Source organism: Nonomuraea sp. NPDC050153 (assembly GCF_044460125.1).
In the GTDB taxonomy this organism is placed as follows: domain Bacteria; phylum Actinomycetota; class Actinomycetes; order Streptosporangiales; family Streptosporangiaceae; genus Nonomuraea.
The window spans coordinates 389,451-411,114 of record NZ_JBITJQ010000006.1 but is presented as its reverse complement, the minus strand read 5'-3'; the positions used below and the strand labels follow the sequence as shown (position 1 = coordinate 411,114).

Annotated in this window: 23 protein-coding genes; 14 read left to right on the top strand and 9 right to left on the bottom strand. The window is 69.9% G+C overall.

Features of this window, described 5'->3' with window-relative positions; translation table 11 throughout:
• Positions 1–6 precede the first annotated feature (6 nt).
• Genes ACIBQ1_RS19030 through ACIBQ1_RS19020 form a run of 3 tightly spaced genes read right to left on the bottom strand, consistent with a single transcriptional unit; the run spans position 7 to position 2,360 of the window.
• Positions 7–507, bottom strand: a complete 501-nt coding sequence (locus ACIBQ1_RS19030; protein ID WP_397279035.1) for a carboxymuconolactone decarboxylase family protein — start codon at positions 505–507, stop codon at positions 7–9.
• Positions 504–1,562 (bottom strand): dihydrodipicolinate reductase, encoded by a 1,059-nt coding sequence (locus ACIBQ1_RS19025; protein ID WP_397279033.1) that lies wholly within the window; start codon positions 1,560–1,562, stop codon positions 504–506. The genes ACIBQ1_RS19030 and ACIBQ1_RS19025 overlap by 4 nt, the downstream gene beginning before the upstream one ends.
• Before the next feature lie 39 nt (positions 1,563–1,601).
• Positions 1,602–2,360, bottom strand: coding sequence for a class I SAM-dependent methyltransferase (locus ACIBQ1_RS19020; RefSeq protein WP_397279031.1), 759 nt, complete (start codon positions 2,358–2,360; stop codon positions 1,602–1,604).
• 72 nt (positions 2,361–2,432) lie between these two features.
• Here ACIBQ1_RS19020 and ACIBQ1_RS19015 point away from each other — a divergent pair, with 72 nt between their 5' ends.
• Positions 2,433–3,002 (top strand): CGNR zinc finger domain-containing protein, encoded by a 570-nt coding sequence (locus tag ACIBQ1_RS19015; RefSeq protein WP_397279030.1) that lies wholly within the window; start codon positions 2,433–2,435, stop codon positions 3,000–3,002.
• A gap of 4 nt (positions 3,003–3,006) precedes the next feature.
• On the opposite strand, the gene ACIBQ1_RS19010 is transcribed toward ACIBQ1_RS19015, so the two are convergent.
• The 3 genes from ACIBQ1_RS19010 to ACIBQ1_RS19000 all read right to left on the bottom strand — a co-directional run bounded on the left by ACIBQ1_RS19010 (position 3,007) and on the right by ACIBQ1_RS19000 (position 4,911).
• Complete coding sequence (locus ACIBQ1_RS19010; RefSeq protein ID WP_397279029.1) at positions 3,007–3,948, bottom strand: D-2-hydroxyacid dehydrogenase family protein; 942 nt, start codon at positions 3,946–3,948, stop codon at positions 3,007–3,009.
• A 234-nt stretch (positions 3,949–4,182) separates the two neighbouring features.
• Positions 4,183–4,551 (bottom strand): ClpX C4-type zinc finger protein, encoded by a 369-nt coding sequence (locus ACIBQ1_RS19005; RefSeq protein ID WP_397279027.1) that lies wholly within the window; start codon positions 4,549–4,551, stop codon positions 4,183–4,185.
• Between the two features lie 18 nt (positions 4,552–4,569).
• Positions 4,570–4,911, bottom strand: a complete 342-nt coding sequence (locus ACIBQ1_RS19000; RefSeq protein WP_397279026.1) for a hypothetical protein — start codon at positions 4,909–4,911, stop codon at positions 4,570–4,572.
• A 325-nt stretch (positions 4,912–5,236) separates the two neighbouring features.
• Here ACIBQ1_RS19000 and ACIBQ1_RS18995 point away from each other — a divergent pair, with 325 nt between their 5' ends.
• From ACIBQ1_RS18995 to ACIBQ1_RS18960, 8 genes are all read left to right on the top strand, one after another.
• Positions 5,237–7,051 carry a glycosyltransferase family 2 protein gene (locus ACIBQ1_RS18995; protein WP_397279024.1) on the top strand — a complete coding sequence of 605 codons (1,815 nt, stop codon included), beginning with the start codon at positions 5,237–5,239 and terminating at the stop codon, positions 7,049–7,051.
• Positions 7,052–7,120: 69 nt separating this feature from the next.
• On the top strand, positions 7,121–8,119 hold the full coding sequence (locus ACIBQ1_RS18990; RefSeq protein ID WP_397279022.1) for an energy-coupling factor ABC transporter permease: 999 nt from the start codon (positions 7,121–7,123) through the stop codon (positions 8,117–8,119).
• 3 nt (positions 8,120–8,122) lie between these two features.
• Positions 8,123–8,878 (top strand): cobalt ECF transporter T component CbiQ, encoded by a 756-nt coding sequence (gene cbiQ, locus ACIBQ1_RS18985; RefSeq protein WP_397279020.1) that lies wholly within the window; start codon positions 8,123–8,125, stop codon positions 8,876–8,878.
• Positions 8,872–9,609, top strand: a complete 738-nt coding sequence (locus ACIBQ1_RS18980; RefSeq protein ID WP_397279018.1) for an energy-coupling factor ABC transporter ATP-binding protein — start codon at positions 8,872–8,874, stop codon at positions 9,607–9,609. Before cbiQ ends, ACIBQ1_RS18980 begins: the two co-directional genes overlap by 7 nt.
• Positions 9,610–9,704: 95 nt before the next feature.
• Entirely contained in the window at positions 9,705–10,043 is a 339-nt protein-coding gene (locus tag ACIBQ1_RS18975) for an STAS domain-containing protein (protein WP_185070501.1), read from the top strand.
• A 48-nt stretch (positions 10,044–10,091) separates the two neighbouring features.
• A complete protein-coding gene (locus tag ACIBQ1_RS18970; RefSeq protein ID WP_397279016.1) occupies positions 10,092–10,865 on the top strand; it encodes an SDR family NAD(P)-dependent oxidoreductase in 774 nt (257 codons plus the stop codon).
• Positions 10,866–10,872: 7 nt separating this feature from the next.
• Positions 10,873–11,637, top strand: coding sequence for a crotonase/enoyl-CoA hydratase family protein (locus tag ACIBQ1_RS18965; protein WP_397279014.1), 765 nt, complete (start codon positions 10,873–10,875; stop codon positions 11,635–11,637).
• A gap of 357 nt (positions 11,638–11,994) precedes the next feature.
• Positions 11,995–12,630, top strand: coding sequence for a rhomboid family intramembrane serine protease (locus tag ACIBQ1_RS18960; protein ID WP_397279012.1), 636 nt, complete (start codon positions 11,995–11,997; stop codon positions 12,628–12,630).
• Here the strand turns inward: ACIBQ1_RS18960 and ACIBQ1_RS18955 are convergent.
• Entirely contained in the window at positions 12,619–13,143 is a 525-nt protein-coding gene (locus tag ACIBQ1_RS18955; protein ID WP_397279010.1) for a TIGR00645 family protein, read from the bottom strand. The genes ACIBQ1_RS18960 and ACIBQ1_RS18955 overlap by 12 nt on opposite strands.
• Before the next feature lie 97 nt (positions 13,144–13,240).
• Between ACIBQ1_RS18955 and ACIBQ1_RS18950 the strand changes: the two genes are divergently transcribed.
• Entirely contained in the window at positions 13,241–13,609 is a 369-nt protein-coding gene (locus tag ACIBQ1_RS18950) for a BlaI/MecI/CopY family transcriptional regulator (protein ID WP_397279008.1), read from the top strand.
• Here the strand turns inward: ACIBQ1_RS18950 and serC are convergent.
• Entirely contained in the window at positions 13,588–14,697 is a 1,110-nt protein-coding gene (serC, locus tag ACIBQ1_RS18945; RefSeq protein ID WP_397279006.1) for a phosphoserine transaminase, read from the bottom strand. The two genes, ACIBQ1_RS18950 and serC, sit on opposite strands and share 22 nt — an antisense overlap.
• Positions 14,698–14,842: 145 nt before the next feature.
• Here serC and ACIBQ1_RS18940 point away from each other — a divergent pair, with 145 nt between their 5' ends.
• The gene (locus ACIBQ1_RS18940; protein ID WP_397279005.1) at positions 14,843–17,434 is read left to right on the top strand and encodes an ABC transporter substrate-binding protein; all 2,592 of its coding nucleotides are present in this window, start codon (positions 14,843–14,845) and stop codon (positions 17,432–17,434) included.
• Positions 17,435–17,461: 27 nt separating this feature from the next.
• Here ACIBQ1_RS18940 and ACIBQ1_RS18935 read toward each other — a convergent pair whose 3' ends face one another.
• Positions 17,462–18,565: a citrate synthase 2 gene (locus ACIBQ1_RS18935; protein WP_397279003.1), complete on the bottom strand. Its 1,104-nt coding sequence runs from the start codon at positions 18,563–18,565 to the stop codon at positions 17,462–17,464.
• A gap of 257 nt (positions 18,566–18,822) precedes the next feature.
• On the opposite strand from ACIBQ1_RS18935, the gene pdxH reads away from it, so the two are divergent.
• The 3 genes from pdxH (at position 18,823) to ACIBQ1_RS18920 (ending at position 21,631) form a co-directional block, all read left to right on the top strand.
• Positions 18,823–19,476: a pyridoxamine 5'-phosphate oxidase gene (pdxH, locus tag ACIBQ1_RS18930; RefSeq protein ID WP_397279001.1), complete on the top strand. Its 654-nt coding sequence runs from the start codon at positions 18,823–18,825 to the stop codon at positions 19,474–19,476.
• Between the two features lie 10 nt (positions 19,477–19,486).
• Entirely contained in the window at positions 19,487–20,722 is a 1,236-nt protein-coding gene (locus ACIBQ1_RS18925; protein WP_397279000.1) for an MFS transporter, read from the top strand.
• A 204-nt stretch (positions 20,723–20,926) separates the two neighbouring features.
• Positions 20,927–21,631, top strand: coding sequence for a metal-dependent transcriptional regulator (locus ACIBQ1_RS18920; RefSeq protein WP_397278998.1), 705 nt, complete (start codon positions 20,927–20,929; stop codon positions 21,629–21,631).
• Positions 21,632–21,664 lie beyond the last annotated feature (33 nt).

The following is a 21,664-nucleotide window of genomic DNA, read 5'->3' as shown; positions in this document are numbered from 1 at the left end:
TGGTTCTCATCTTCCGGGGGCGGGTGATGAGCCGCCGGTCAGCGTGCACGCGGTGTCGAGGCCCAGTACGCGGTTGAGGCGGCCGAACGCCAGCCACGAGCCGAGGCACATGCTCAGCTCGACGATTTCGAGCTGGCTGTAATGCGCCGCCATCCGGGTCCAGAACTCCTCGTCCAGGCCGTGATGGTCCAGGGCGTATCGCTCGGCGTACTCGGCGGCCAGGCGGGTGCGGTCGTCGAACGCGCCGGTCGTGCGCCACTCCGTGACGGCTTCGGCGAACGTGTCCTCGACCTTCTGCCCGTCCCGCTCCGTACGCCAGTCGAGGCAGAAGGCGCACCCGTTGATCTGCGCGATCCGCAGCCGCGCGGCCTCGAACTCGCGCAGTCCGAGCGTCGTGTGGGTGTAGACCGACATCGAGAACTTCGAGGCGGCGATCCCGATGCCGGGGACCATCTCGCCCCATACGTACGCGATCGGGTCCTTGCCGGCGGGGATGTCGATGTTCACGGTCGTTTGCCTCCGAGTCTCCCGGGTCGCAGCGGGACGTCGAGCGCGTCGTACAGGCCGGGTCCGGCCTCCACGAGCCAGTCGATGGCGCCCACCAGCCGGGCGACCGCGGTGGCGTTCCCGCCGGCGGACAGGTTGCCGCCCTCGTCGGTGGCCTCCACCGTGACCTCGATACGCGGCCGGCCCTCGATGATCACGCGGTGCGCGCCCACGCCGTTCGGCGGCGTCGGCCAGTCGGGCGCGCAGGAGGGGTGGATGCGGGTGACGTGCTCGACGACGATGCGGGGCTCGCCCTCGACGATGCCCTGCACCTCGAACCGCACCGCGCCCTGCGTCCCCGCCTCGAACTCGCCCACCGTGGCGTCGAGCGCGCGCCGGTCCCGGGTCTCGCGGATCTCGTCGAGCTCGACGCCGAGCGCCCTGGCCATCAGCCGGACCTGGCCGCCCCACACCATGGTCGGGACCGTCGGCGCGATCATGGGTGGCTCGTAGTCCATCGGCTGGCCCATGCCGACCAGGTACCGGACGGAGTCGGGCTGGTCGTACGTGGAGTAGTCGAAGATCTCCTGGCAGCGGATCGCGTCGATCGTGGAGCCGAGCCCGCTGATCAGCAACGGCAGCACGTCGTTGCCCCAGCCGGGGTCGATCCCGGAGACGAACAGCGAGCCGCCGCCCTCGCCGATCGCGGCCAGCACCGGCTCGCGCAGCTCGGGCGGGGCGTTGCGCTGGTCGTAGAGCGCGTAGAGGGAGGGGGTGACGACGACGGCCCCGGCTCGCACGGCCCTCGTGACGTCGGCGAGGGCCTCCTGGGGGCGCAGGTCGCCGGAGGCCGCGTAGACCACCGCGCGGGGGCTCGCGCCCAGGACTCCTTCGACGTCGTCGGTGGCCGCGACCCCGAGCTCGTGATCGAGCCCGCCGAGGTCGCCGGCGTCTTTGCCGACCTTGTCCCGATCGTGGACGAGTACGGCTGTGAGCTTCAGCCCCGGATGGGCCTCGACCGCGCGAATGGCCGCGCGGCCGACGTTGCCCGTGCCCCAGACAACCGTGGACATCATGGGCGGAGCGTAGCAAGCGCTTGGTTAGTCGTATAGAGGTCAGCCGCGCACGGCACAAAGCAAGCGGTTGTTTCCTCGCTGCCAGAGCGTGCCGACCTCCGGGAAGCCGGCCTCTTCGAGCGCCTTGACGTGATGCGACAGCAGGTGCGACTCCGAGCCGTGGTGCGTGGCCCCGGCCGTGGTCCGGCGCGCCTCGCTGAGCTCGGCGAAGGCCGGGTCCGCCGCGACGGCGTCCCACCAGGCCCGCCAGTCCTCCGGGGGGTTCGCGCCGAACGCCCGCTCCGTCTCCCTGTCGTGGACGGCGCGCTCCAGGTGGGCGAGGGTGGGGGCGGTGTCGTCGCTGTCCATGTGGTCGCCGTTGAGCAGCAGCCCGCCGGGGCGCAGCACGCTCGCCACCTGCCCGTACACGCCCTTGAGGTCCTCGGCGGAGATCCAGTGCAGCGCCGTCGTGCTGATCGCGGCGTCGGCGGGCCCGTCCAGCCCGAGCAGCTCCGTCCAGCCACCGGTACGCAGGTCCGCCGCGACGAACGTGAGCCCCGGGTACGCCGCCCGCCCGAGCCCGAGCAGCAGCGGGTCGGCGTCCACCGAGATCACCCGCGCCTCGGGCAGGCGGTCGAGCAGCCGCGCCGACAGGGATCCGGGGCCGCAGCCCAGGTCGATCACCACCGGGTCGGGCCGGCCCAGCGCCTCCACGGCGTCGATCAGGGCGGTGAAACGCTCCTCGCGGTCGGGAAGATAGCCCTCCTGCTGGCGGTCCCAGCGCGCGATCCACTCCAATGCGGCATCGTGAGTGAGCACGTACGTCTCCTTGTGACTGTCTTTTATGCTTTGGGCAGTCACAACCTAGAACACAAAGGTGTAACTGGTCAATTGGATTACAACAGTCACACGGATGGCGTGGTCAGGACCACGGTGGCGCTCGTCAACGGGCTGACCCCCGGCGAGCAGCGAGGACGGGCCTATCCGGCGCCGGGCAGCGCCGGTGCCGCCGCCACCGAGAGCCTGCGTACGGTCTATCCGGATCAACGCGAGATCACCGACGCCGAGGGTGCCGAGCTGGCGGAGGTGGCCGCGCGCCTGCGCACGGTCTTCGCCGCCGTGGCCGCCGACGACATCGACGCCGCGGCCACCGAGGTGAACGCGCTGCTGGAGGAGAGCCACGCCAGGCCGATGCTGGAGCGGCACGACGGCGAGCCCTGGCACCTGCACTTCCACGGGCCCGGCGGCACGCTGGCGGGCGAGTGGGCGGCGAGTTGCGCGACGGGGCTCGCGATCGTGCTGGGCAGCGAGTTCAGCGACCGCCTCGGGGTCTGCACGGCGCCGCACTGCGACCGGGTCTACGTGGACGGCTCGCGCAACGGCACCCGCAGGTTCTGCTCCACGGCCTGCCAGAACCGCGTCAAGACGGCCGCCTTCCGCGCCAGGAGCCGGGCCGACTGACGGGTCAGAGGACCCTGATCGGGGCGCCGGCCAGGAAGGCGTCGATGTCCTCGACGGCCTCGCGGAAGTACGTGCCGTAGTTCAGCTCCGTCACGTACCCCAGATGCGGCGTGGCCAGCACGTTGGGCAGCGTGCGGAACGCGTGGCCGGCGGGCAGCGGCTCCGTCTCGAACACGTCCAGCCCGGCCCCCGCGATGCGCCCCGCCCGCAGGGCCGCCACCAGCGCCTCCTGGTCGACGATCGCCGCCCGCGAGGTGTTGACCAGGTACGCGGACGGCCGCATCAGCGACAGCTCCCGCTCCCCGATCAGCCCCCGCGTGCGGTCGCTCAGCACGAGATGGATGGACACGACGTCGGACTCGGACAGCAGCGCGTCCTTCCCGGGGGCGAGCCGCACGCCGAGCGCGTCCGTGCGCTCCTCGGTCAGGTGCCGGCTCCACGCCACCACGTCCATGCCGAACGCCCGGCCGATCGCCGCCATCCGGGACCCGATCTTGCCGAGCCCGAGCAGCCCGAGCGTGCGGCCGTGCAGGTCCGTGCCGACGGTGGCCTGCCAGGGGCCGCCCGCGCGCAGGGCCGTCGCCTCGGGCAGCAGGTGGCGGGCGAGGCCGAGGATCAGCGCCCAGGTCAGCTCCACCGGCGCGGTCGAGCCGCTGCCCGTGCCGCAGACCGTGACCCCGTGCGCCCGCGCGGCGGCCAGGTCGACGGCGGCGTTGCGCATGCCCGAGGTGATGAGCAGCCGCAGGTTCGGCAGCCGGTCGAACACCTCGGCCGGGAACGGCGTGCGCTCCCGCATGATGACCACGACCTCGTGGTCGTGGAGGGCGGCAACGAGGTCGTCCTGGGTGGCGAAGTGGTCGCGGAAGCCGGTGGCCCGCACCCTCGACCAGTCGGCCAGGCCGAGAGCCACTCCCTGGTAGTCGTCAAGCACGGCGCAGCGCAGCATGACCGGCAATCCTACGGAGTGCCGATCCGTCCCCCTGCTCCAGCTCCCCGGTACGGCCGGGGAGCTGGAGCCCGTTCACTGGGCAGCCGATCGCTCTGCCTCTTCGTGCAGCGCCAGGATCAGGGCCAGCTCCAGCTGGAGCTCCTCCAGATCGGGCGCCGTGAGACCGTGTAGGACGCGCATGTCGGGCCTCCCTGACCATAAGACGCCCCACATGTCACAACGGTTCACATTTTAGGTCTCACTCCTGAATCGTTCCCATGCGGATTGCCGCGTCATGCCGAGCGAGGTGCCGATGCGTTCCCAGCTGACGTCCCTGCCGCGAAGATGCGCCACCCAGTCGCGCAGGTTGTCGTCCACCTGAGCCTGCACGGCGGCGATTTTCGGGAGATGGTCGAGAATTTGCTCCTCTGTCATCGACTCCCACGTCGGGAGACGGGGCTCGGTAGAGGTGGCGAGGCGCTCCTGTGTGAGGATTTCATTGCACAGTTCGATGCATTGGTCACAAATGTGCACACCGGGACCGGCAATCATCTTGCTCACCTCCGCGCTCTTCTTGTGGCAGAAAGAGCAGCGGATCTTGTCCTTCCAGTCGTCAGGCATATCCTGACACTAGCGCCGTCAGGCCACACCTGACAACCCCATCTGCTCCTGCAGGATGGCCTGACGCTCCTCGGCGATCTGGCGACAGATCGTCACGTACGCGTCGAGCACCTTGCGGTACAGCCCGCGCGTCTGTTCCAGCTGGGCGCGCAACTCCAGGACGCGGTCGGCGTCGCCGCGTTGCTCGGCCTCCGCCAGCAAGGTCCGCGCCTCGTCCACGATCTCCTCGGCGCGCAATCTCGTACGGCGGAGCACGGCGGAGCACTGATGCAGCTCTTCCAAGCGAGCCGCGGAGACGATGAACTCAGCAGAGTGCACGGGCGAGTCGTCCGACGCCCGCCTGCGGAGATCCGATGCCATTTCCCGCCACCTCCCGGTCAAGGTTGCCTAACTGTAGACGCGCAAGCCCGTCGAGCGGATCACCGGGGAACGGCCGGGGTTAGCCAAATGATCCTGGCGGAGAGGTTTCTATTCCTCAGTAGGAAAACCTCATTCCTGAAACCCATTCGGTCCAGGATAAATGTGGTACTGCCAGGGGCTATCAGCGGAATGCCGTAAATCTCCGTTGGCTGCAAAAGCACGGGGTGAAGACATACGATCGGCCCTCGCAGGGGCCGGGGCTCGTCACATACTGAAGCGAGACGGCAGCGCAACGTGACTCTCTGAAGTGGTGGCGGTGGTGGCGATGTCTGCAACGGGGAACGGCGACGACGCGGTCGACGTAAGCGTCGTCATCCCCGCACACAACTGCCGGGCCTACCTCGACAGATGCCTCACCTCCGTGCTCGTGCAGCGCGTCAAGAAGGAGATCGTCGTCGTCGACGACGGCTCCACGGACGGCAGCGCCGAGCTCCTCGACCTCTACGCCGCCTATCACAAGGCCAGCGTCAAGGTCGTCCACATCGACGGCAGCGGCGGCGCGGGCCGGCCGCGCAACATCGGCATCGAGCACGCCTCGGGCCGCTACGTGTTCTTCTGCGACGCCGACGACTACCTCGGCCCCGAGGCGCTGGAGCGCATGGTCGCCATGGCCGACAGGAACGGCTCCGACATCGTCCTCGGCAAGATCGTGGGTCACGGCAGGCGGGCGCCGGTGTCGATGTTCCAGCAGAGCGCCGACCGGGTGACCCTCGGCGACAGCAACGTCTACAACAGCCTGTGCTGCTTCAAGCTGTTCAGGAGGGACCTGCTGGAGCGCCACCGCATCAGGTTCGGCGAGGGCATGCTCGTCGGCGAGGACATCCTCTTCACCGTCCACGCCTACTGCCACGCCGGGGCCATCTCCGTGGTGGCCGACTACGACTGCTACCACCTCGTGTCCAGGCCCGACGGCTCCAGCATCATGCAGCAGCGCGGCAGCAGAGACCCGCTCGCGTGGCTGGCCATGATCAGGGCGCCGATCCGCCTCATGGCCGGGCACGTCGAACCGGGCCCGCTCCGCGACCACCTGCTGCGCAGGCACTTCAGGCTGGACGCGTTCGCGCAGCTCGGGGCGGTGTTCCTGGACAGCGACGACGTACGGCGCAAGGACATCGCGCGGGAGGTGGCCGCCCTCTGCGACGAGTGGTACACCCCCGGCGTGCACGAGCTGCTCAACAGCGTCGACAGGCAGCGGGTGACCGCGCTCGACGACCTCGACCGCCTCGTGCGCCTGGCCCGCATCGAGAGCGCCGCCGTGCGGCGCAGGCTGACCGGCCTGTGCTGGGACGGCGACAGCCTCGTGGTGCGGGGGACGGCCGGGCTCGACGGCATCAGCGCGGACGACGGCCTGGCCGTGGTGCTGCGCGCGCGCGACGAACCGGCCGTCGAGGTGGTGGTCCCGGCCGAGCGCAAGGGGGGCGAGTTCACCGCGCGGGTGGAGGTGTCCGCGCTCGGCTCGGGGATCTGGGACCTGCGGGTGGCGGTCGAGATCGAAGGAGTGGTGCGGCTCGGCCGGCTCGGGGCCGAGCGCGACAGCGGCGTCAACCGCCCGCCGCCCCGGCTGATCGGCGCCGTCGTGGCCCTGCCGTACTTCACCAGGGACAACGGCAACCTCAGCATCGACGTCGGCGGCCACGTCGTCGGGGTGCCCGGCACGGTGCGGCTCCTCGGGACGCGGTGGGCGCTGGGGCACCGGCTGATCGTCGACGGCGAGGTCAGCGTCGCGGGGGCCGCTCCCGCGGGCTCGGCGGTCAGGCGGGTCGTCTGGCGCGAGCGGCGCAGCGGGCGCGAGCGGTTCGAGCGCGTCGTGGCGCTGCCGAGCGGCGGTTTCGTGGCCAGGCTCGGGGTCGGCTGGTTGCCGCCCGGCACCTGGGACGCGTACCTGGAGCTGGATCTGGGCGGGCCGCCCGCGCGGTTCAGGATCGAGACCGACGCCGAGACGGTGGCGGCGCCGCGGCGGTGGTGGGGCGCGGCGCTGCTCAGGAGCGTGCGGCCGTACGCGACGTCGGGGAAGGGGCGGCTGAGCACCGTCGTGCGGCGGCTCACGGCGCGGACGATCATCAGAAGGATCTTGCGCTAATTGCCATCTATATGCAGGTGCAAGACGATGTCCTAAAGTAGGACCGTTTGCTCTTGCAGGAGGTGTGCCGTGCACGTACCAGATGGCTTCTTCAATGCGGCGACATCCGTCTCAGCCGGAGTCGTCGCCGCGGCCGGGTTGGCCGTCTGTCTACGCGGGGCGCGGCGCGAGCTCGATGATCGGACCGCTCCAATGGCCGGGCTCGTCGCGGCCTTCATCTTCGCCGTCCAGATGCTGAACTTCCCCGTCGCCGCCGGCACCAGCGGCCACCTGCTGGGCGGTGCGCTGGCCGCGATACTCGTCGGGCCGTACACAGGCGTGCTGTGCATGGCCGTGGTCCTCCTCGTGCAGGGCGTGTTCTTCGCCGACGGCGGGCTGACCGCGCTCGGCATCAACATCACGATCATGGGCATCGTCACCGTGGTGGTCGGCTGGGGGGTCTTCCGGCTGGTCACGGGCCTGACCAGGGGACGCGTGGCGGTGGCGGCGTTCCTGGCGGCGCTGGTCTCCGTGCCCGCCTCCGCGCTGGTGTTCTCGCTGCTGTTCTGGATCGGGGGGACCGCGCCGATCGAGGTGGGCGCGGTGGCGGCGGCCATGGGAGGCGTGCACGTCCTGATCGGGATCGGCGAGGCGCTGATCACGACGGTGACGGTCGGCACGGTGCTGGCCGTGCGGCCCGACCTCGTGTACGGCGCGCGCGGCCTGGCCAAGCCGCTGGTCCTGCGCGGTGCCGAGGGCGCGACCACCACCGTGGACGAGCCGGAGCCGGCCGCCGCCTCCGGCAAGCTCAGGCCGTTCCTGCTCGGCGGGGTCGGCCTGACGCTGGTGCTGGCCGGGGTCGTGTCGTTCTTCGCCTCGTCCTCGCCCGACGGGCTGGAGGCGGTCGCCGAGAACAAGGGCTTCCTCGGCCAGGCGAGCGACCACCTGGTGACGTGGGGGCTGGCCGACTACGGCGAGGTGGGCGGCATCCCCGTCGGCGTGGCCGGGATCATCGGCGTGGGGCTCGTCCTGCTCATCGCCGGTGCCGTGGCGTACGCCGCCCGCGGGCGCGCCGCGACCAAGGTGTGACGCGTGGGCGCGGGACACCATCACCAGCTCTACCTGCCGGGCGACTCGGTCGTGCACCGGCTGCCGCCGCAGTGCAAGCTGCTGGCCGTCTTCGCCTTCGCGATCGTCGTGGTGGCCACGCCGAGGGAGCGGTTCTGGGCGTTCGCGGTCTATGCCGCCCTGCTGGGGGTCGTGGCCGTGGCCGCGAGGGTGCCGGTGACGTACGTGCTGCGGCGGATGGTGATCGAGGTGCCCTTCGTGCTGTTCGCCTTCCTCATCCCGGTCATCGGGCTGGGGGAGCGGACCACGGTCCTGGGCGTCTCGCTGAGCGTCCCCGGCCTCTGGGCGGCCTGGAACATCCTGGCCAAGGCCACGCTCGGCGTGATCGCCTCCATCCTGCTCGCGGCCACCACCGAGCCGCGGGTGATCCTGATCGGCGCCCAGCGGCTGCGGCTGCCGCCCCTGCTGGTGCAGATCGCCATGTTCATGCTGAGGTACCTGGACGTGATCATGGACGAGATGCGGCGGATGCGGGTGGCCAGGGAGTCGCGCGGGTTCGTGGCGCGTGATCTTCGGCACGTCCCCGTGATCGCCCGGTCCGCCGGGGCGCTGTTCATCCGTTCGTACGAGCGGGGCGAGCGCGTGCATCTGGCCATGCTCAGCCGGGGATACACCGGCAAGATGCCGATAATTCAAGATATTTCGGCATCTGTACGTCAATGGGGCATCGCGCTGGCCCTCCCGGCCGTGGCCCTCGCAATATGGGGACTCTCGTGGTGAACTCTCTCGACGTCAGGCAGCTCGCCTACGCCTATCCCGACGGCACGCAGGCGCTGTTCGGCGTGGATCTGTCGATCGCCCGCGGCGAGCGCGTGGCCCTGCTCGGCCCGAACGGCGCCGGCAAGACCACCCTCGTCATGCATCTCAACGGCATTCTCACCCCGGGTCACGGAAGCGTCACCGTCGCCGGCACGCCGGTGCGCAAAGACACGCTCAAAGACGTCAGGCAGCGCGTCGGCCTGGTCTTCCAGGACCCGGACGACCAGCTCTTCATGCCCACGGTCCGCGACGACGTCGCCTTCGGCCCGGCCAACGCGGGACTGCGGGGCGAGGACCTCGACCGCGTGGTCAAGGACGCGCTGGAGCGGGTCGGCATGCTGGCGGCCATCGACCGGCCGCCGCACCACCTGTCGTTCGGCCAGCGGCGCCGGGTGGCGGTGGCGACCGTGCTGGCCATGGCGCCGGAGATCCTGGTGCTCGACGAGCCCTCGTCCAACCTCGACCCGGCCGCCCGCAGGGAACTGGCCGAGATCCTGCGCTCGCTCGACGTGACGGTGCTCATGGTCACGCACGACCTGCCGTACGCGCTGGAATTGTGCGAACGTTCGCTGATCCTTTCCGGCGGCGTCATCGCCGCCGACGGCACCACGCGTGAGCTGCTCTCCGACGCGGAACTGCTGGCCGAGCACCGCTTGGAGCTTCCATACGGGTTTGCGATCCCTGCGGTGTGAGTGCATTTATCCGCCTCACGCCTGCCTCTTCGTAGTTTGTGCATGCCCGGGACCCGGGGATGTCGAAGTACAGTGGCTCATCGAGGAGGGGCCAAATGAAGCTGCGGCTTGCGCGACACGCCCTTGGCGATGCCGTGGTGGTGGCCGTTGAGGGAGAGCTCGACCTGTTCACCGCACCGTTCCTGCGTGACGAGGTGCGTGACGCGATCAAGCAGGACAGCGCCAGACTGGTGCTCGACCTGCAGCAGCTGTCGTTCATGGACTCCAGCGGCCTGTCGGTGCTGATCGAGGCCTGGCGGCTGGCGACGGGCGAGGGCGGCGGCGTGTCCCTGGCGGCGCCCCAGGCGCCGGTGGCGCGCATTCTCCGCACCACCGGGCTCGACCGCCGGATCAAGGTGTATGCCGACGTCGACAGCGCTGTGGGCGAGATTTGACGCCCCCCGCGTAGAACTTCATTCGGTCGGAGGGTTAGGGTCCGGGATATGGACGTGAACGGATCTGCAGCAATCATCTCCGGCGGCGCCAGCGGCCTCGGCGAGGCCACGGCCCGCGAGCTGGCCCGCGCGGGTGCCACGGTCGTCGTCGCCGACCTCAACGAGGAGCGCGGCAAGGCCGTCGCCGACGAGCTCGGCGGGGTGTTCGCCAGGACCGACGTGTCGGACGACGAGCAGGTGCAGGCGGCCGTGGACGCCGCCGTGGCCACCGGCAAGCCGCTGCGCGTGGTGGTCAACAGCGCCGGCATCGGCTGGGCCGAGCGCACGGTCAACCGGGACGGCAGTCCGCACAACCCGGCCTCGTACCGCAAGGTCATCGAGGTCAACCTGATCGGCACGTTCAACCTCATGCGCATCGGCGCCGCGGCGATCGCCAGGACGGAGCCGGCCGACGCCGACGGTCAGCGGGGCGTGGTGATCAACACGGCCTCCGTGGCGGCGCTGGAGGGCCAGACGGGGCAGTTGGCGTACTCGGCCTCCAAGGGCGGCATCGTGGGCATGACGGTGCCCGCGGCACGCGACCTGGCCGCGATCGGCGTACGGGTCAACACGATCTGCCCGGGCATCATCGACACGCCCATCTACGGCTTCTCGCCCAACTCCGAGGAGTTCAAGGCCAAGCTGGTGGCGCCGGTGGTGTTCCCCAAGCGCATGGGGCGGGCCGACGAGTTCGCGCACCTGGTGCGGTCGCTGGTCGAGAACGACTACATGAACGCCGAGGTCATCCGCTTCGACGGCGGCATCCGCTTCCAGCCCAAGTGAGGTCTCGTTGTCTGACGAAGTGCTCGTCGAGGAATCCGAGAACGTCGCCGTAATCACGATAAATCGCCCCAAAGCGCGTAATGCCGTGAACGGGGCGGTGGCGCGGGGGATCGCCGAGGCGCTGGACACGCTCGACGCCCGCCCCGACATTTCCGCCTATGTCCTGACCGGTGCCGGTGGCACCTTCTCCGCGGGCATGGACCTCAAGGGGTTCCTGTCCGGCGACTTCCCGGTGGTCGAGGGGCGTGGCTTCGGCGGGCTCGCCGAGTCGCCGCCGAAGAAGCCGCTGGTGGCCGCCGTGGAGGGGTACGCGCTGGCGGGCGGGTTCGAGCTGGCGCTGTCGTGCGACGTCATCGTGGCGTCGTCGGAGGCCAAGTTCGGGCTCCCGGAGCCCAGGCGCGGGCTGGTGGCGGGCGCGGGCGGCGTCATGCGGCTGCCGCGCCGGATCCCGTACCACGTGGCCATGGAGATCGCCCTGACCGGCGACCACTATCCGGCGGCGCGGCTGTACGAGCTCGGGCTGGTCAACCGGATCACCCCGCCGGGGGAGGCGCTGGAGGGGGCGCTGGAACTGGCCCGCAAGATCGCCGCCAACGCGCCGCTGGCCCTGGCCGCGACCAAGAAGGTGATCATCGAGTCGCAGGACTGGTCGCTGGAGGAGATGTTCGCCAGGCAGGGGGCGATCGTCGGGCCGGTGTTCGGCTCCAAGGACGCCATGGAGGGCGCCGCCGCCTTCGCCGAGAAGCGCGCCCCGCAGTGGAAGGGCGAGTGACCGGCCGGCGATAGGCCCCTCGCGGGCGGGAGAGCGCCGCACCACCGCTCTCCCGCACGCCCCCTCGCGGATGTTCGCGTGCGGCGCCGTGTCGCGCGGGTCGCCACGTGCGTCCGTGGCGCTCTGTCGCGTGCCCGCTGCGGTCCGCGCCCGTGGCGCGCCCCGCGCGGCCGCTGTGCGCGTCTGTGGGGCGCTCCGGCGGGTGTCCCCTCCCTGAGAGCGCCCCCGGGGGCTCTCGGGCGCCCTGCGGCCGTGTCGCCCGCCGCTTTCCCTCGCCCACCAGGGATCGGATTTAGCGCGTGCATAAGTGTTCCTGGCTACGGTAAAGAAAGAGAAGGCAACGTACCGGGAGAGCGCATGAGCGACTATTCGGGTTACAGGTTCGAGTCGGCCAAGCGCGGCGCCGGGGCCCTCCTGTCCGGTGCGCTGAGCGCGCTCATCATCGTGGTCGCCATGCTGGCCGTCATGTGGGTCGTCGAAGGCGTCGACTACGTGCTCAACGGCGCGCTCGACCGCGAGTTCGGCATCATCGGCTGGGAGCCCGACGGCCTGATCGGCATCCTGTTCGCGCCGTTCCTGCACGGCGGCTTCGGCCACCTCATGGCCAACTCGCTGCCCCTGCTGGTTCTTGGCTTCCTGGCCGGCCTGCGCGACCTGCGCAAGTTCCTGTGGGCCAGCGTGCTGATCATCCTCATCGGCGGCTTCGGCACCTGGCTGACCAGCCCCAACGTCTACACGGTCGGCGCCAGCGGCCTGATCTTCGGCTACTTCGGCTACATCCTGGCCCGCGGCCTGTTCGACCGCAGGCTGCTCGACATCGCCATCGCCGTCGGCGTGGGGTTCGCCTACTGGGGGATCCTGGCGGGCCTGCTGCCCAACCAGCAGGGCATCTCCTGGCAGGGCCACCTGTTCGGGCTCATCGGCGGCGTGGTGGCCGGCTGGGTGCTGCGCCGCAAGCGCCAGATCCCGGCGTACCGAGGGTCACAGATGTGACCGCGTGTGCTCCGCCGGGGAGGAGGACAGCAGGCGGTCGATGTAGGCGAGGCCGATGGCCGAGGCCACGAAGGCCAGATGCATGATCGTCTGCCACATGATCTTGTCGTTGGGCGTCGACTGAGCCCTGATGAACGTCTGCAGCAGGTGCACCGACGAGATGCCGACGATGGCCGTGGCCAGCTTGACCTTCAGCACGTTCGCGTTGACGTGGGAGAGCCACTCGGGCTCGTCGGGGTGGTCGTTGAGGTTGATGCGGGAGACGAACGTCTCGTAACCGCCGATGATCACCATGATCAGCAGGTTGGAGATCATCACCACGTCGATGAGCGCCAGGACCGTGAGCATGACCACGACCTCGGCCGACGGCGTCGCCGAGGTGACCGGCGCGGCGTGCAGGAACACCGTCTCGATCAGGTGCCAGAGCTCCAGCGCGAACTGGTAGACGTACACCGCCTGGGCCACGATCAGGCCCAGATAGAGCGGGACCTGAAGCCAGCGACTGGCGAACATCAGATAACCGAGGCTCTTCGGCCGCGAGATTCCCTGGCCGGATGCGAGCTTTTCGGGCAACAATGTTTCCTACTAATCGAGCCGGAGGATTGGTCAGTTGGCGAACCTGGGGTCCCTGGAACGCGCGATCATGGACGTGCTGTGGGATGCCGGTAAACCGATGCGCGTCAGGGAACTGCTGACCAGGCTCAACGAGGAGCGCGAGCTGGCGTACACGACGGTGCAGACCGTGGCCGAGCGGCTGGTGAAGAAGGGGCTGCTCGTACGCACGCCGTACCGTAACGCGTTCCGCTACGCCACGGTCAAGTCGAGGGACGAGCACGTCACCGACCTCATGCTCGAAGCGCTCTCGGCCAGCGGCGACAGGTTGCCGGTGCTGGCCAGGTTCGCGCAGAGCGTCGAGGAGGAGGACGCGCTCGCCCTCATGGAGGAGCTGTTACGCCGTCAGAGGCGCTCGACCACGTAGTCGACGCAGACCGTCAGCGCCTCGATGTCGGCCGGTTCGATGGCCGGGAACATCGCGACGCGCAGCTGGTTGCGGCCCAGCTTGCGGTACGGCTCGGTGTCGACGATGCCGTTGGCCCGCAGCACCTTGGCGACGGCGGCGGCGTCGACGGAGTCGGCGAAGTCGATCGTGCCGACGACCTGGGAGCGGAACTCCGGAGCGGCGAACGGCGTGGCGTACGCCGACTTCTCCGCCCACGTGTAGAGGCGCTGGCTGGACTCGGCCGTGCGGGCGGTGGTCCAGGCCAGGCCGCCGTTGGAGTTCATCCAGTCGAGCTGGTCGGCCAGCAGGAACAGGGTGGCCACGGCCGGCGTGTTGTAGGTCTGGTCCTTCGCTGAGTTGTCGATCGCGACCGGCAGGCTGAAGAACTCCGGCACGAAACGGCCGGTCGCGGCGATCTCCTCGACCCTGGCCAGCGCCCGCGGCGACATGATCGCGATCCACAGGCCGCCGTCGGAGGCGAAGCTCTTCTGCGGCGCGAAGTAGTAGACGTCGGTCTCGGCGAGGTCGACGGGCAGGCCGCCGGCGCCGGAGGTGGCGTCGACGAGCACCAGCGAGTCGCCGGAGCCCACGCGCGTGATGGGCATGGCCACGCCGGTCGAGGTCTCGTTGTGGGTGAGCGCGTACGCGTCCACCCCCTCCTCGGCCACGGCGGTGGGGTAGGTACCGACCTCGGACTTGATGACGCTCGGGTCGGCCAGCCACGGGGCCTTCTTGGTGACCGCCGCGAACTTCGAGGAGAACTCGCCGAACGACAGGTGCTGCGACTTGTCGCGGATCAGCCCGAAGGCGGCGATGTCCCAGAACGCGGTGGTGCCGCCGTTGCCCAGCACGACCTGGTAGCCCTCGGGCAGCGAGAACAGGTCGGCGAGCCCGGAGCGTACGCGGCCGACCAGGTTCTTGACCGGCTTCTGGCGGTGGGAGGTGCCCATGAGGCTCGCGCCGGAGGCGGCGAGCGCGGCCAGTTGCTCGGTGCGTACCTTCGAGGGCCCGCAGCCGAAGCGGCCGTCGGCGGGCTTGATGTCAGCGGGAATCACGATGTCAGCCACCTGACCAGGGTACTGATCCCGCGCGCTTGATTTGGGACCGGGGCGGGAATCTGAGAAGAACGCCACAGCCAAAAGATCACAAATGCCGCAGAATGGAGGAGTCGGGGACCTGCCATGTTCGTGACATGAGAGCGGCGGTGGCGCCATGCCCTCTGAACAGGATTCGCGCGAAGTGGTGGAGGGCCTGTTGCGGCGGCCCTTCTGGCGGGACCTCCCGCTGCCCGTGCTTGTTCTCACCGGAGCGCAGGCCGGTGCGGCGGGGCGGCTGTCGGAGCGTTTCAACGGACTCCTGCCGTACGCGAAGCCGGAGGAAGGCGCGCACAAATCGCTGGCCGAGCTCGTGGAAGCCCTGGCCGGAGCCAGTGGCGCCTTCGGTGGCAACAAAGTCGGCCGCACTCTGCTGCCCGCGCCGCGTTTCCCGCTGACGGAGTTCGTGTTGTGGGCCCGGGCCCAGCGCGACAAGAAACCGGAGCAGTGGCCGGAGGACAAGTGGCCGCCGCAACCTGAGTCGCGCCCCGGGCAGGAGGAGCTCAAGCGCCGGTTCGGCGCCAGGTTCGGGGTGCGCCCCAGTCTGCAGGCCGACAGCCGCAAGCGGTGGGCGGCCGGCGACTTCCTCGTGCGGGCCGCGATCTTCTTCGTGCCGGTCGCCACCGTGGCCGCCTGGTGGCTGGACACCGGGATCACCGACCTGATCCCGCTGGCACCCGGCCTGCTCGCGCTGCTGCTGGGCACTGGCGCGATCGGGCTGCAGGCCGTGCGCTTCATCCGCGGCACGGCCTTCTCACGGTGGTTCCGCCGCCACCAGTACGAGGGCTTACGGCGCACCGTCAGCCAGAGCCGCCCGGAATACACGCTTCTCCTGATGAACGCGTCAGAGCCGGAGATCGAGAAGCTGCTGGTCTACGCGATGCTGGAGGACCTGCGCCAGGCGTACCGCAAGTGGCCGCGCATCCCGTGGCCGAGCTGGGGGCGCGGGCTGTACGCCCTGCTGGTGCTCGACGCGGAAGATCCGGTCCACGCGCGGTTCCTGCGGGTCCTGGACGAAGTCCGGTACGAGACGGGCATCGTGCCGCCGCTGCTGGTGATCGCCGAGGACCCGGGGCAGCCGGAGCCGGCCGGGCCTCCGGCCAGGCGAGAGCAGCGGAGCATCGCCAAGGAGGTCGATGACTGGCGCTCGCGCGTGGCGCTGCGCGGGCCGGAGCCGCGGCTGCGTCTCGCCGGCGACAAGCTGGTGCTGACGGGCACCTATCGGCCGCGGCTCGCGCGGGTCAAGGCCCGTGCCGTCGGCTACTGGCTCGCGATGCTGGCACTGCTGCTCGCCCCGCCGCTGTACGTCTACGGCAGCAACTGGTTCGGCTGCGGCCCCGGCATGATGCGGGCCGAGCAACAGTGCGTCGGCCTGAGCGACAATCTCGCCGAGATCGCCCCCGACCCGGCCCTCGTGCCCATCCTCGAGCGGATCAAGCAGCAGAACGAGGCCATCGACACGAGGCAGCGGGTCATCACGGTCTTCTATCTCGGCGTGCTCACCACGGCCCACCCGGGCGACGACCAGACGGGCGGCTCGGCCGGCGAACTGTCCGGCATCGCGGCCCGCCAGGGCGCCTACAACCGGCTGGGCAGCTGGCAGATCAAGGTGGAGGTGGCCAACACCGGGCAGTACTTCCGGCATGCCAGGTTCGCCGCCGCCATGATCAGGCAGCGCGCGGCCGGCGACCCGGACGTGGCCGGGGTGATCGGGCTCGCGTGGAGCAGGACCGAGACGCAGGACGCCATCCGGGTGCTCAGTGACGCGCACATCCCGATGCTCAGCACCACGAACTCGGCCGACCGGACGCCGCTGGTCTACCATGACCGTCCCTCGCCGTACTTCTTCCGCATGGCGGCTCCCAACTCCGCGCAGGCGCGGGCGTTCGAGTTCTGGCTCGCGCGCGGGCTCCCCGGCGGGCGGCCGGTCGCTCCGCAGCGGGTCGCCGTCCTGGTCGAGCACGACGTGGAAGAGCACGAGCTCTACAGCAAGGACCTCGCGGAAGGGCTGGCCAAGGGCCCGTACGCGGCCGCGAAGCAGTACCGGTTCGCCAACCAGGACGAGCTGGCCAGCAAGGTCGACCTGGCCTGCCAGGACGGTGCGGAGGTGCTGCTCTACACCGGCAGGGCCACCTTCCTGAACACCGTCGCCGACACCCGCGAGCACCAGTGCGCGGCCAAGGTGCAGATCCTGGCGGGCGACGACGTCACCGAGAAACTGGGGCAGCTCCTCGTCAAGGAGGACTTCCCCAACAAGCCGGCGATCTCGTTCGTCGCGCTCAACGACGTGCGAAAGGGACAGGGCGACAACCGCACCCAGACGGAGATCGAGAACTGGATCGCGAGCGTCAAGGCGACGGGCGTGTCACGCGTGCACGCGTGGATGGGCTACGACGCGCTGCTGGCCGTCACGTCGGCGATCAACAAGATCAAGGCCTCGGACGTCGACGAGTCGGTCAACATCGCAGAAAGCGTCGCGTACAACCTGCGCGGGCTCGGCGTGGGCGGCCTCATCCAGGGCGCGAGCGGGAAGTTCTACTTCTCGGAGGACGCGGAGTCACACGCCGCGCTCCCTCGCGGCCTCTGGCTCTTCTCCACGGACCCCGCCGCGGGTGCCTCCGAGAACGGCCTGGTGCCGCGGGGCAGCTGCACGGTCGACGAAAAGGCCCCGGACACCGCCGAACTCGAGGTGAAATGCTCGTTCGGCTGAACGTCCGGGGCCCATCCCGTCAGTACGTCACTTCCCGGCGACCTCGGCGGCGCCGGGAACGTCGCTCAGGGGACGCGAGGCGGGGCCGACGTAGTTCGCGCTCGGGCGCACGAGGCGGCCCGTGAGCTTCTGCTCCAGGACGTGCGCGGCCCAGCCGGCCGTGCGGGCGCAGGTGAACATCGAGGTGAACATGTGGGAGGGCACCTCGGCGAAGTCCAGCACCACGGCCGCCCAGTACTCCACGTTGGTGGCCAGCACGCGGTCGGGCTTGCGCGCGTGCAGCTCGTCCAGCGCGGCCTGCTCCAGCGCCGCGGCGACCTCGTAGCGGGGGGCGTCGAGCTCCTTGGCGGTACGGCGGAGCACGCGGGCGCGCGGGTCCTCCGCGCGGTAGACGCGGTGCCCGAAGCCCATGAGCCGGTTGCCCTTGTCGAGCTCGCTCTGGACGTACTTCTTGGCGTCGCCGAGCTGCTCGACGCCCTCGATCATGTGCAGGACGCGGGCCGGGGCGCCACCGTGCAGCGGGCCCGACATGGCGCCGACGGCGCCGGAGAGCGCGGCGGCCACGTCGGCCCCGGTGGAGGCGATGACGCGGGCGGTGAACGTGGAGGCGTTCATGCCGTGCTCGGCCGCGGAGGTCCAGTAGGCGTCGATGGCCTTGACGTGCTTGGGATCAGGCTCACCGCGCCAGCGGATCATGAAGCGTTCGACGATGGTCTCGGCCTCGTCGACCCGGCTCTGCGGCACCATCGGCAGGCCGAGGCCGCGCGCGGACTGCGCGACGAACGAGAGGGCCATGACGGAGGCGCGGGCGAGCTGGTCGCGGGCCTCCTCGTCGGTGATGTCGAGCAGGGGCTTGAAGCCGTAGGCCGGAGCCAGCATGGCCAGGGCGCTCTGAACGTCTACGCGGATGTCACCGGAGTGGACAGGGATGGGGTACGGCTCCGCCGGGGGCAGGCCCGGCTGGAACTTGTTGTCGACCAGCAGGCCCCAGACAGCCCCGAACGGGACACGGCCGACCAGCTCTTCGATGTCGACGCCCCGGTATCGAAGGGCGCCCCCTTCTTTGTCCGGTTCCGCGATCTCAGTCTCGAAAGCTACGACGCCTTCGAGCCCGGGTTTGAAGTCGGACATGTGCGGCCGCCTCCCTTTCCCTTGCCATGTTTGGGCAATGCTGTGTCAATGGTCGCGGCTCGCTTCGGGGGTCGTTGGCATCGTTTGCCCTCGATCTCTCCCCCCGAGCTCCTCCGCTCTGTTGATGTCGAGATACCGGCGGGTCAATTTAACCCCTTGCCAGGTCGTGCTCGGTCTCGGGACCCGCCGTAAGGCCAAACCCGCTGGTGAGGGGGGTGCATGGGATCTACCACACAAGCGCGCAAGAATACCGTCTCGTGGATGCCACCCCGCGCCCGCCCGTGCTGGCGGGGCTACGCCGAACGTACGAGGGCGAGCCGCTGCTCGAATCCGACCTCGCGTCCGACCCCATAGAGCAGTTCACCTTCTGGTTCCAGGACGCGCTCGAGTCCGGCCTGCCCGAACCCAACGCCATGATCCTGGCCACCGCCTCGGCGGGCGGCCGCCCGAGCGCCAGGACGGTCCTGCTGAAGGGCTACGACGAACGCGGATTCGTCTTCTACACCAACTACGAGTCCCGCAAGGGCCGCGACCTGGGCGAGAACCCCCGCGCGTCCCTGCTGTTCCCCTGGCACCCGATCCGCCGCCAGGTACGCGTCGAGGGCACCGTGACCCGGATGTCCCACGAGGAGTCGGCCGAGTACTACAACTCCCGCCCGTACGGCTCGCGCATCGGCGCCTGGGCGTCGCGGCAGTCGGCCGTCGTGCGGTCCAGACAGGAGCTGGACGATCGCTACGCCGAGCTGGCGGAGCGCTGGCCGGAGCATCCCCCGGTGCCCGACTTCTGGGGAGGCTTCCGGGTCTATCCGATCGAGATGGAGTTCTGGCAGGGACAACTCGACCGGATGCACGACAGGCTCCGCTATCGGCGCACACGACCCGGTTGGGCCCTGGAAAGACTGGCCCCTTAGTGTTCATGGAGTGGCGATCGCGGAGCTGGTCAAGCGTCATCTGGTAGACACCCGGCCGCTCGGGGTGTCCGAGTACCGGCGGCTCTGGCTCGGCCAGGCGGTCTCGCACGTGGGCGTCGGGGCGACCGTCGTGGCCGTCGGGCAGCAGGTCTGGGAGCTCACCTACTCCTCGTTCTACGTGGGGCTGCTGGGGATGGCCAACCTGATCCCGCTGATCGTCTTCGGCCTGTGGGGAGGGGCGGTCGCCGACGCCGTCGACCGGCGCAAGCTGCTGATCGTCGGCTCGCTCATCGCGTGGTCGGCGACGCTCCTCATCTTCGCGCAGGCGCTGCTCGGCCTGGGGAACGTCTACCTGATCTTCGCCGCAGTCGCACTGAACGCCACGGGCTTCGCGATCACCAGCCCGACCAGGGGCGCGATCATCCCCAGGCTCCTGGAGAAGGAGCTGGTGCCCGCCGCGAACGCGCTCAACTCGCTGGTCTTCAGCATCGGCGCGGTCGCGGGGCCGATGATCGGCGCGGTGATGCTGGCCTCCGGCGGGTTCGCGGCGGCGTACGCGATGGACGCCCTGCTCTTCACCGCGAGCCTCTACGCGGCCCTCAGACTGCCCTCACTGCCCCCGTTGGGCGAAGTGCGACGTCCGGGAGCCCGGGCCGTGCTGGAAGGGCTCAGCTTCATCGTCAGGAGCCCGGTGCTGCTGATGTCGTTCGTGGTGGACATCATCGCGATGGTGTTCGCCCTGCCGCGCGCGCTCTTCCCGGAGCTGACCGCCGACAGGTTCGGCGGCTCGGTGATCGCGCTCGGCTGGATGGGCTCCGCCATGGCCATCGGCTCGGTGGCCGGGGCGCTGTTCTCCGGCTGGGTGGGGCGGGTCTCGCGGCAGGGGGTCGCGCTCGTCGTCGTGATCGCCGTCTGGGGCCTGGCCGTGGCCGCCGCCGGGCTGGCGAGCGAGCTCTGGCTGGTGGTGGCGTTCATGGCCGTGGGCGGGGTGGCGGACGTGATCTCGTCGGTGTGGCGGCAGTCCATCCTGCAGCTGTACGCGCCCGACGAGATGCGGGGGCGGCTGCAGGGGGCGTTCATGGTGGTCGTGGCGGGCGGGCCGCGCCTGGGCGACCTGCGGGCCGGCGCGACGGCGACGGTGATGGGGGTGAGCGGGGCCTGGGTGGGCGGCGGCCTCGCCTGTGCCGTCACGGTGCTGATCGTGGGCCTGTCCGTGAGATCGTTCCGCAATTACCGGGCTCACTAAAGGTCTGAGGTCAGATGACTCCCGCCCCCAGCGGCGCGGCGAACCGAGATCGCGCTCGCCGGGAAGGAACTGGGCCGCTCCATTGTTTCCGTCCTTAACCATCGTCGGTCGTTCTCCCAATAGGGTTCCTGTGACTTCAGAGCCCGCTGCGGACGGGCCCGGTCCCCGCCACGACCGGCGTAACATTTGATTGGGAGGACTGCCTTGACCGCACACGGCCTGATCGACACCACGGAGATGTACCTCCGCACGATTTACGAGCTCGAGGAGGAGGGCATCGTCCCCCTCCGCGCCCGCATCGCGGAGCGCCTGCAGCAGAGCGGCCCCACTGTCAGCCAGACCGTCGCGCGGATGGAGCGCGACGGGCTCGTGCGCGTCGAGGGCGACCGCCACCTGTCCATGACCGATCTGGGCCGCACGCTGGCCACGCGGGTGATGCGCAAGCACCGGCTCGCCGAGTGCCTGCTCACCCAGGTCATCGGCCTGCCGTGGGAAGAGGTGCACATCGAGGCGTGCCGCTGGGAGCACGTCATGTCGGAGTCGGTCGAGGCTCGCCTGGTGACGCTGCTCGACAACCCGACCGTGTGCCCGCACGGAAACCCCATCCCGGGGCTCGCGGAGCTGGGCGCCAAGGAGCCCGCCGAGGGCGGCGCCGGAGTGCTGACATCGATGTCGGACCTGGCGGGCCCGAGGGACACGCCGGTCGTCGTGCGTCGAATTAGCGAACAAGTGCAAAGCGATCCTGCTGTGATGCTTAAACTCAAGCAAGTTGGGATACAACCCGGACGCGAGGTGACGCTCGCGGCGAGCGACGACGGTGTGCGGGTGACAGGTGACGGTGACGCAAACGACACTCCCGCGGAGCTTCCGCGCGATGTCGCCGCGCACGTTTTTGTCTCCAAGCGCTGACGCGCGCGCAGCGGCTTGGTTGAATCCCTCCTG

What these genes read in the sequence shown, in the direction of transcription:
- ACIBQ1_RS19025 (WP_397279033.1), bottom strand. Translation starts at nt 1,562, where the DNA reads ATGATGTCCACGGTTGTCTGGGGCACGGGCAACGTCGGCCGCGCGGCC.
- ACIBQ1_RS19010 (WP_397279029.1), bottom strand. Translation starts at nt 3,948, where the DNA reads ATGCTGCGCTGCGCCGTGCTTGACGACTACCAGGGAGTGGCTCTCGGC.
- ACIBQ1_RS19005 (WP_397279027.1), bottom strand. Translation starts at nt 4,551, where the DNA reads ATGCCTGACGACTGGAAGGACAAGATCCGCTGCTCTTTCTGCCACAAG.
- ACIBQ1_RS19000 (WP_397279026.1), bottom strand. Translation starts at nt 4,911, where the DNA reads ATGGCATCGGATCTCCGCAGGCGGGCGTCGGACGACTCGCCCGTGCAC.
- ACIBQ1_RS18995 (WP_397279024.1), top strand. Translation starts at nt 5,237, where the DNA reads ATGTCTGCAACGGGGAACGGCGACGACGCGGTCGACGTAAGCGTCGTC.
- ACIBQ1_RS18975 (WP_185070501.1), top strand. Translation starts at nt 9,705, where the DNA reads ATGAAGCTGCGGCTTGCGCGACACGCCCTTGGCGATGCCGTGGTGGTG.
- ACIBQ1_RS18970 (WP_397279016.1), top strand. Translation starts at nt 10,092, where the DNA reads ATGGACGTGAACGGATCTGCAGCAATCATCTCCGGCGGCGCCAGCGGC.
- ACIBQ1_RS18960 (WP_397279012.1), top strand. Translation starts at nt 11,995, where the DNA reads ATGAGCGACTATTCGGGTTACAGGTTCGAGTCGGCCAAGCGCGGCGCC.
- ACIBQ1_RS18955 (WP_397279010.1), bottom strand. Translation starts at nt 13,143, where the DNA reads ATGTTCGCCAGTCGCTGGCTTCAGGTCCCGCTCTATCTGGGCCTGATC.
- ACIBQ1_RS18940 (WP_397279005.1), top strand. Translation starts at nt 14,843, where the DNA reads ATGCCCTCTGAACAGGATTCGCGCGAAGTGGTGGAGGGCCTGTTGCGG.
- ACIBQ1_RS18935 (WP_397279003.1), bottom strand. Translation starts at nt 18,565, where the DNA reads ATGTCCGACTTCAAACCCGGGCTCGAAGGCGTCGTAGCTTTCGAGACT.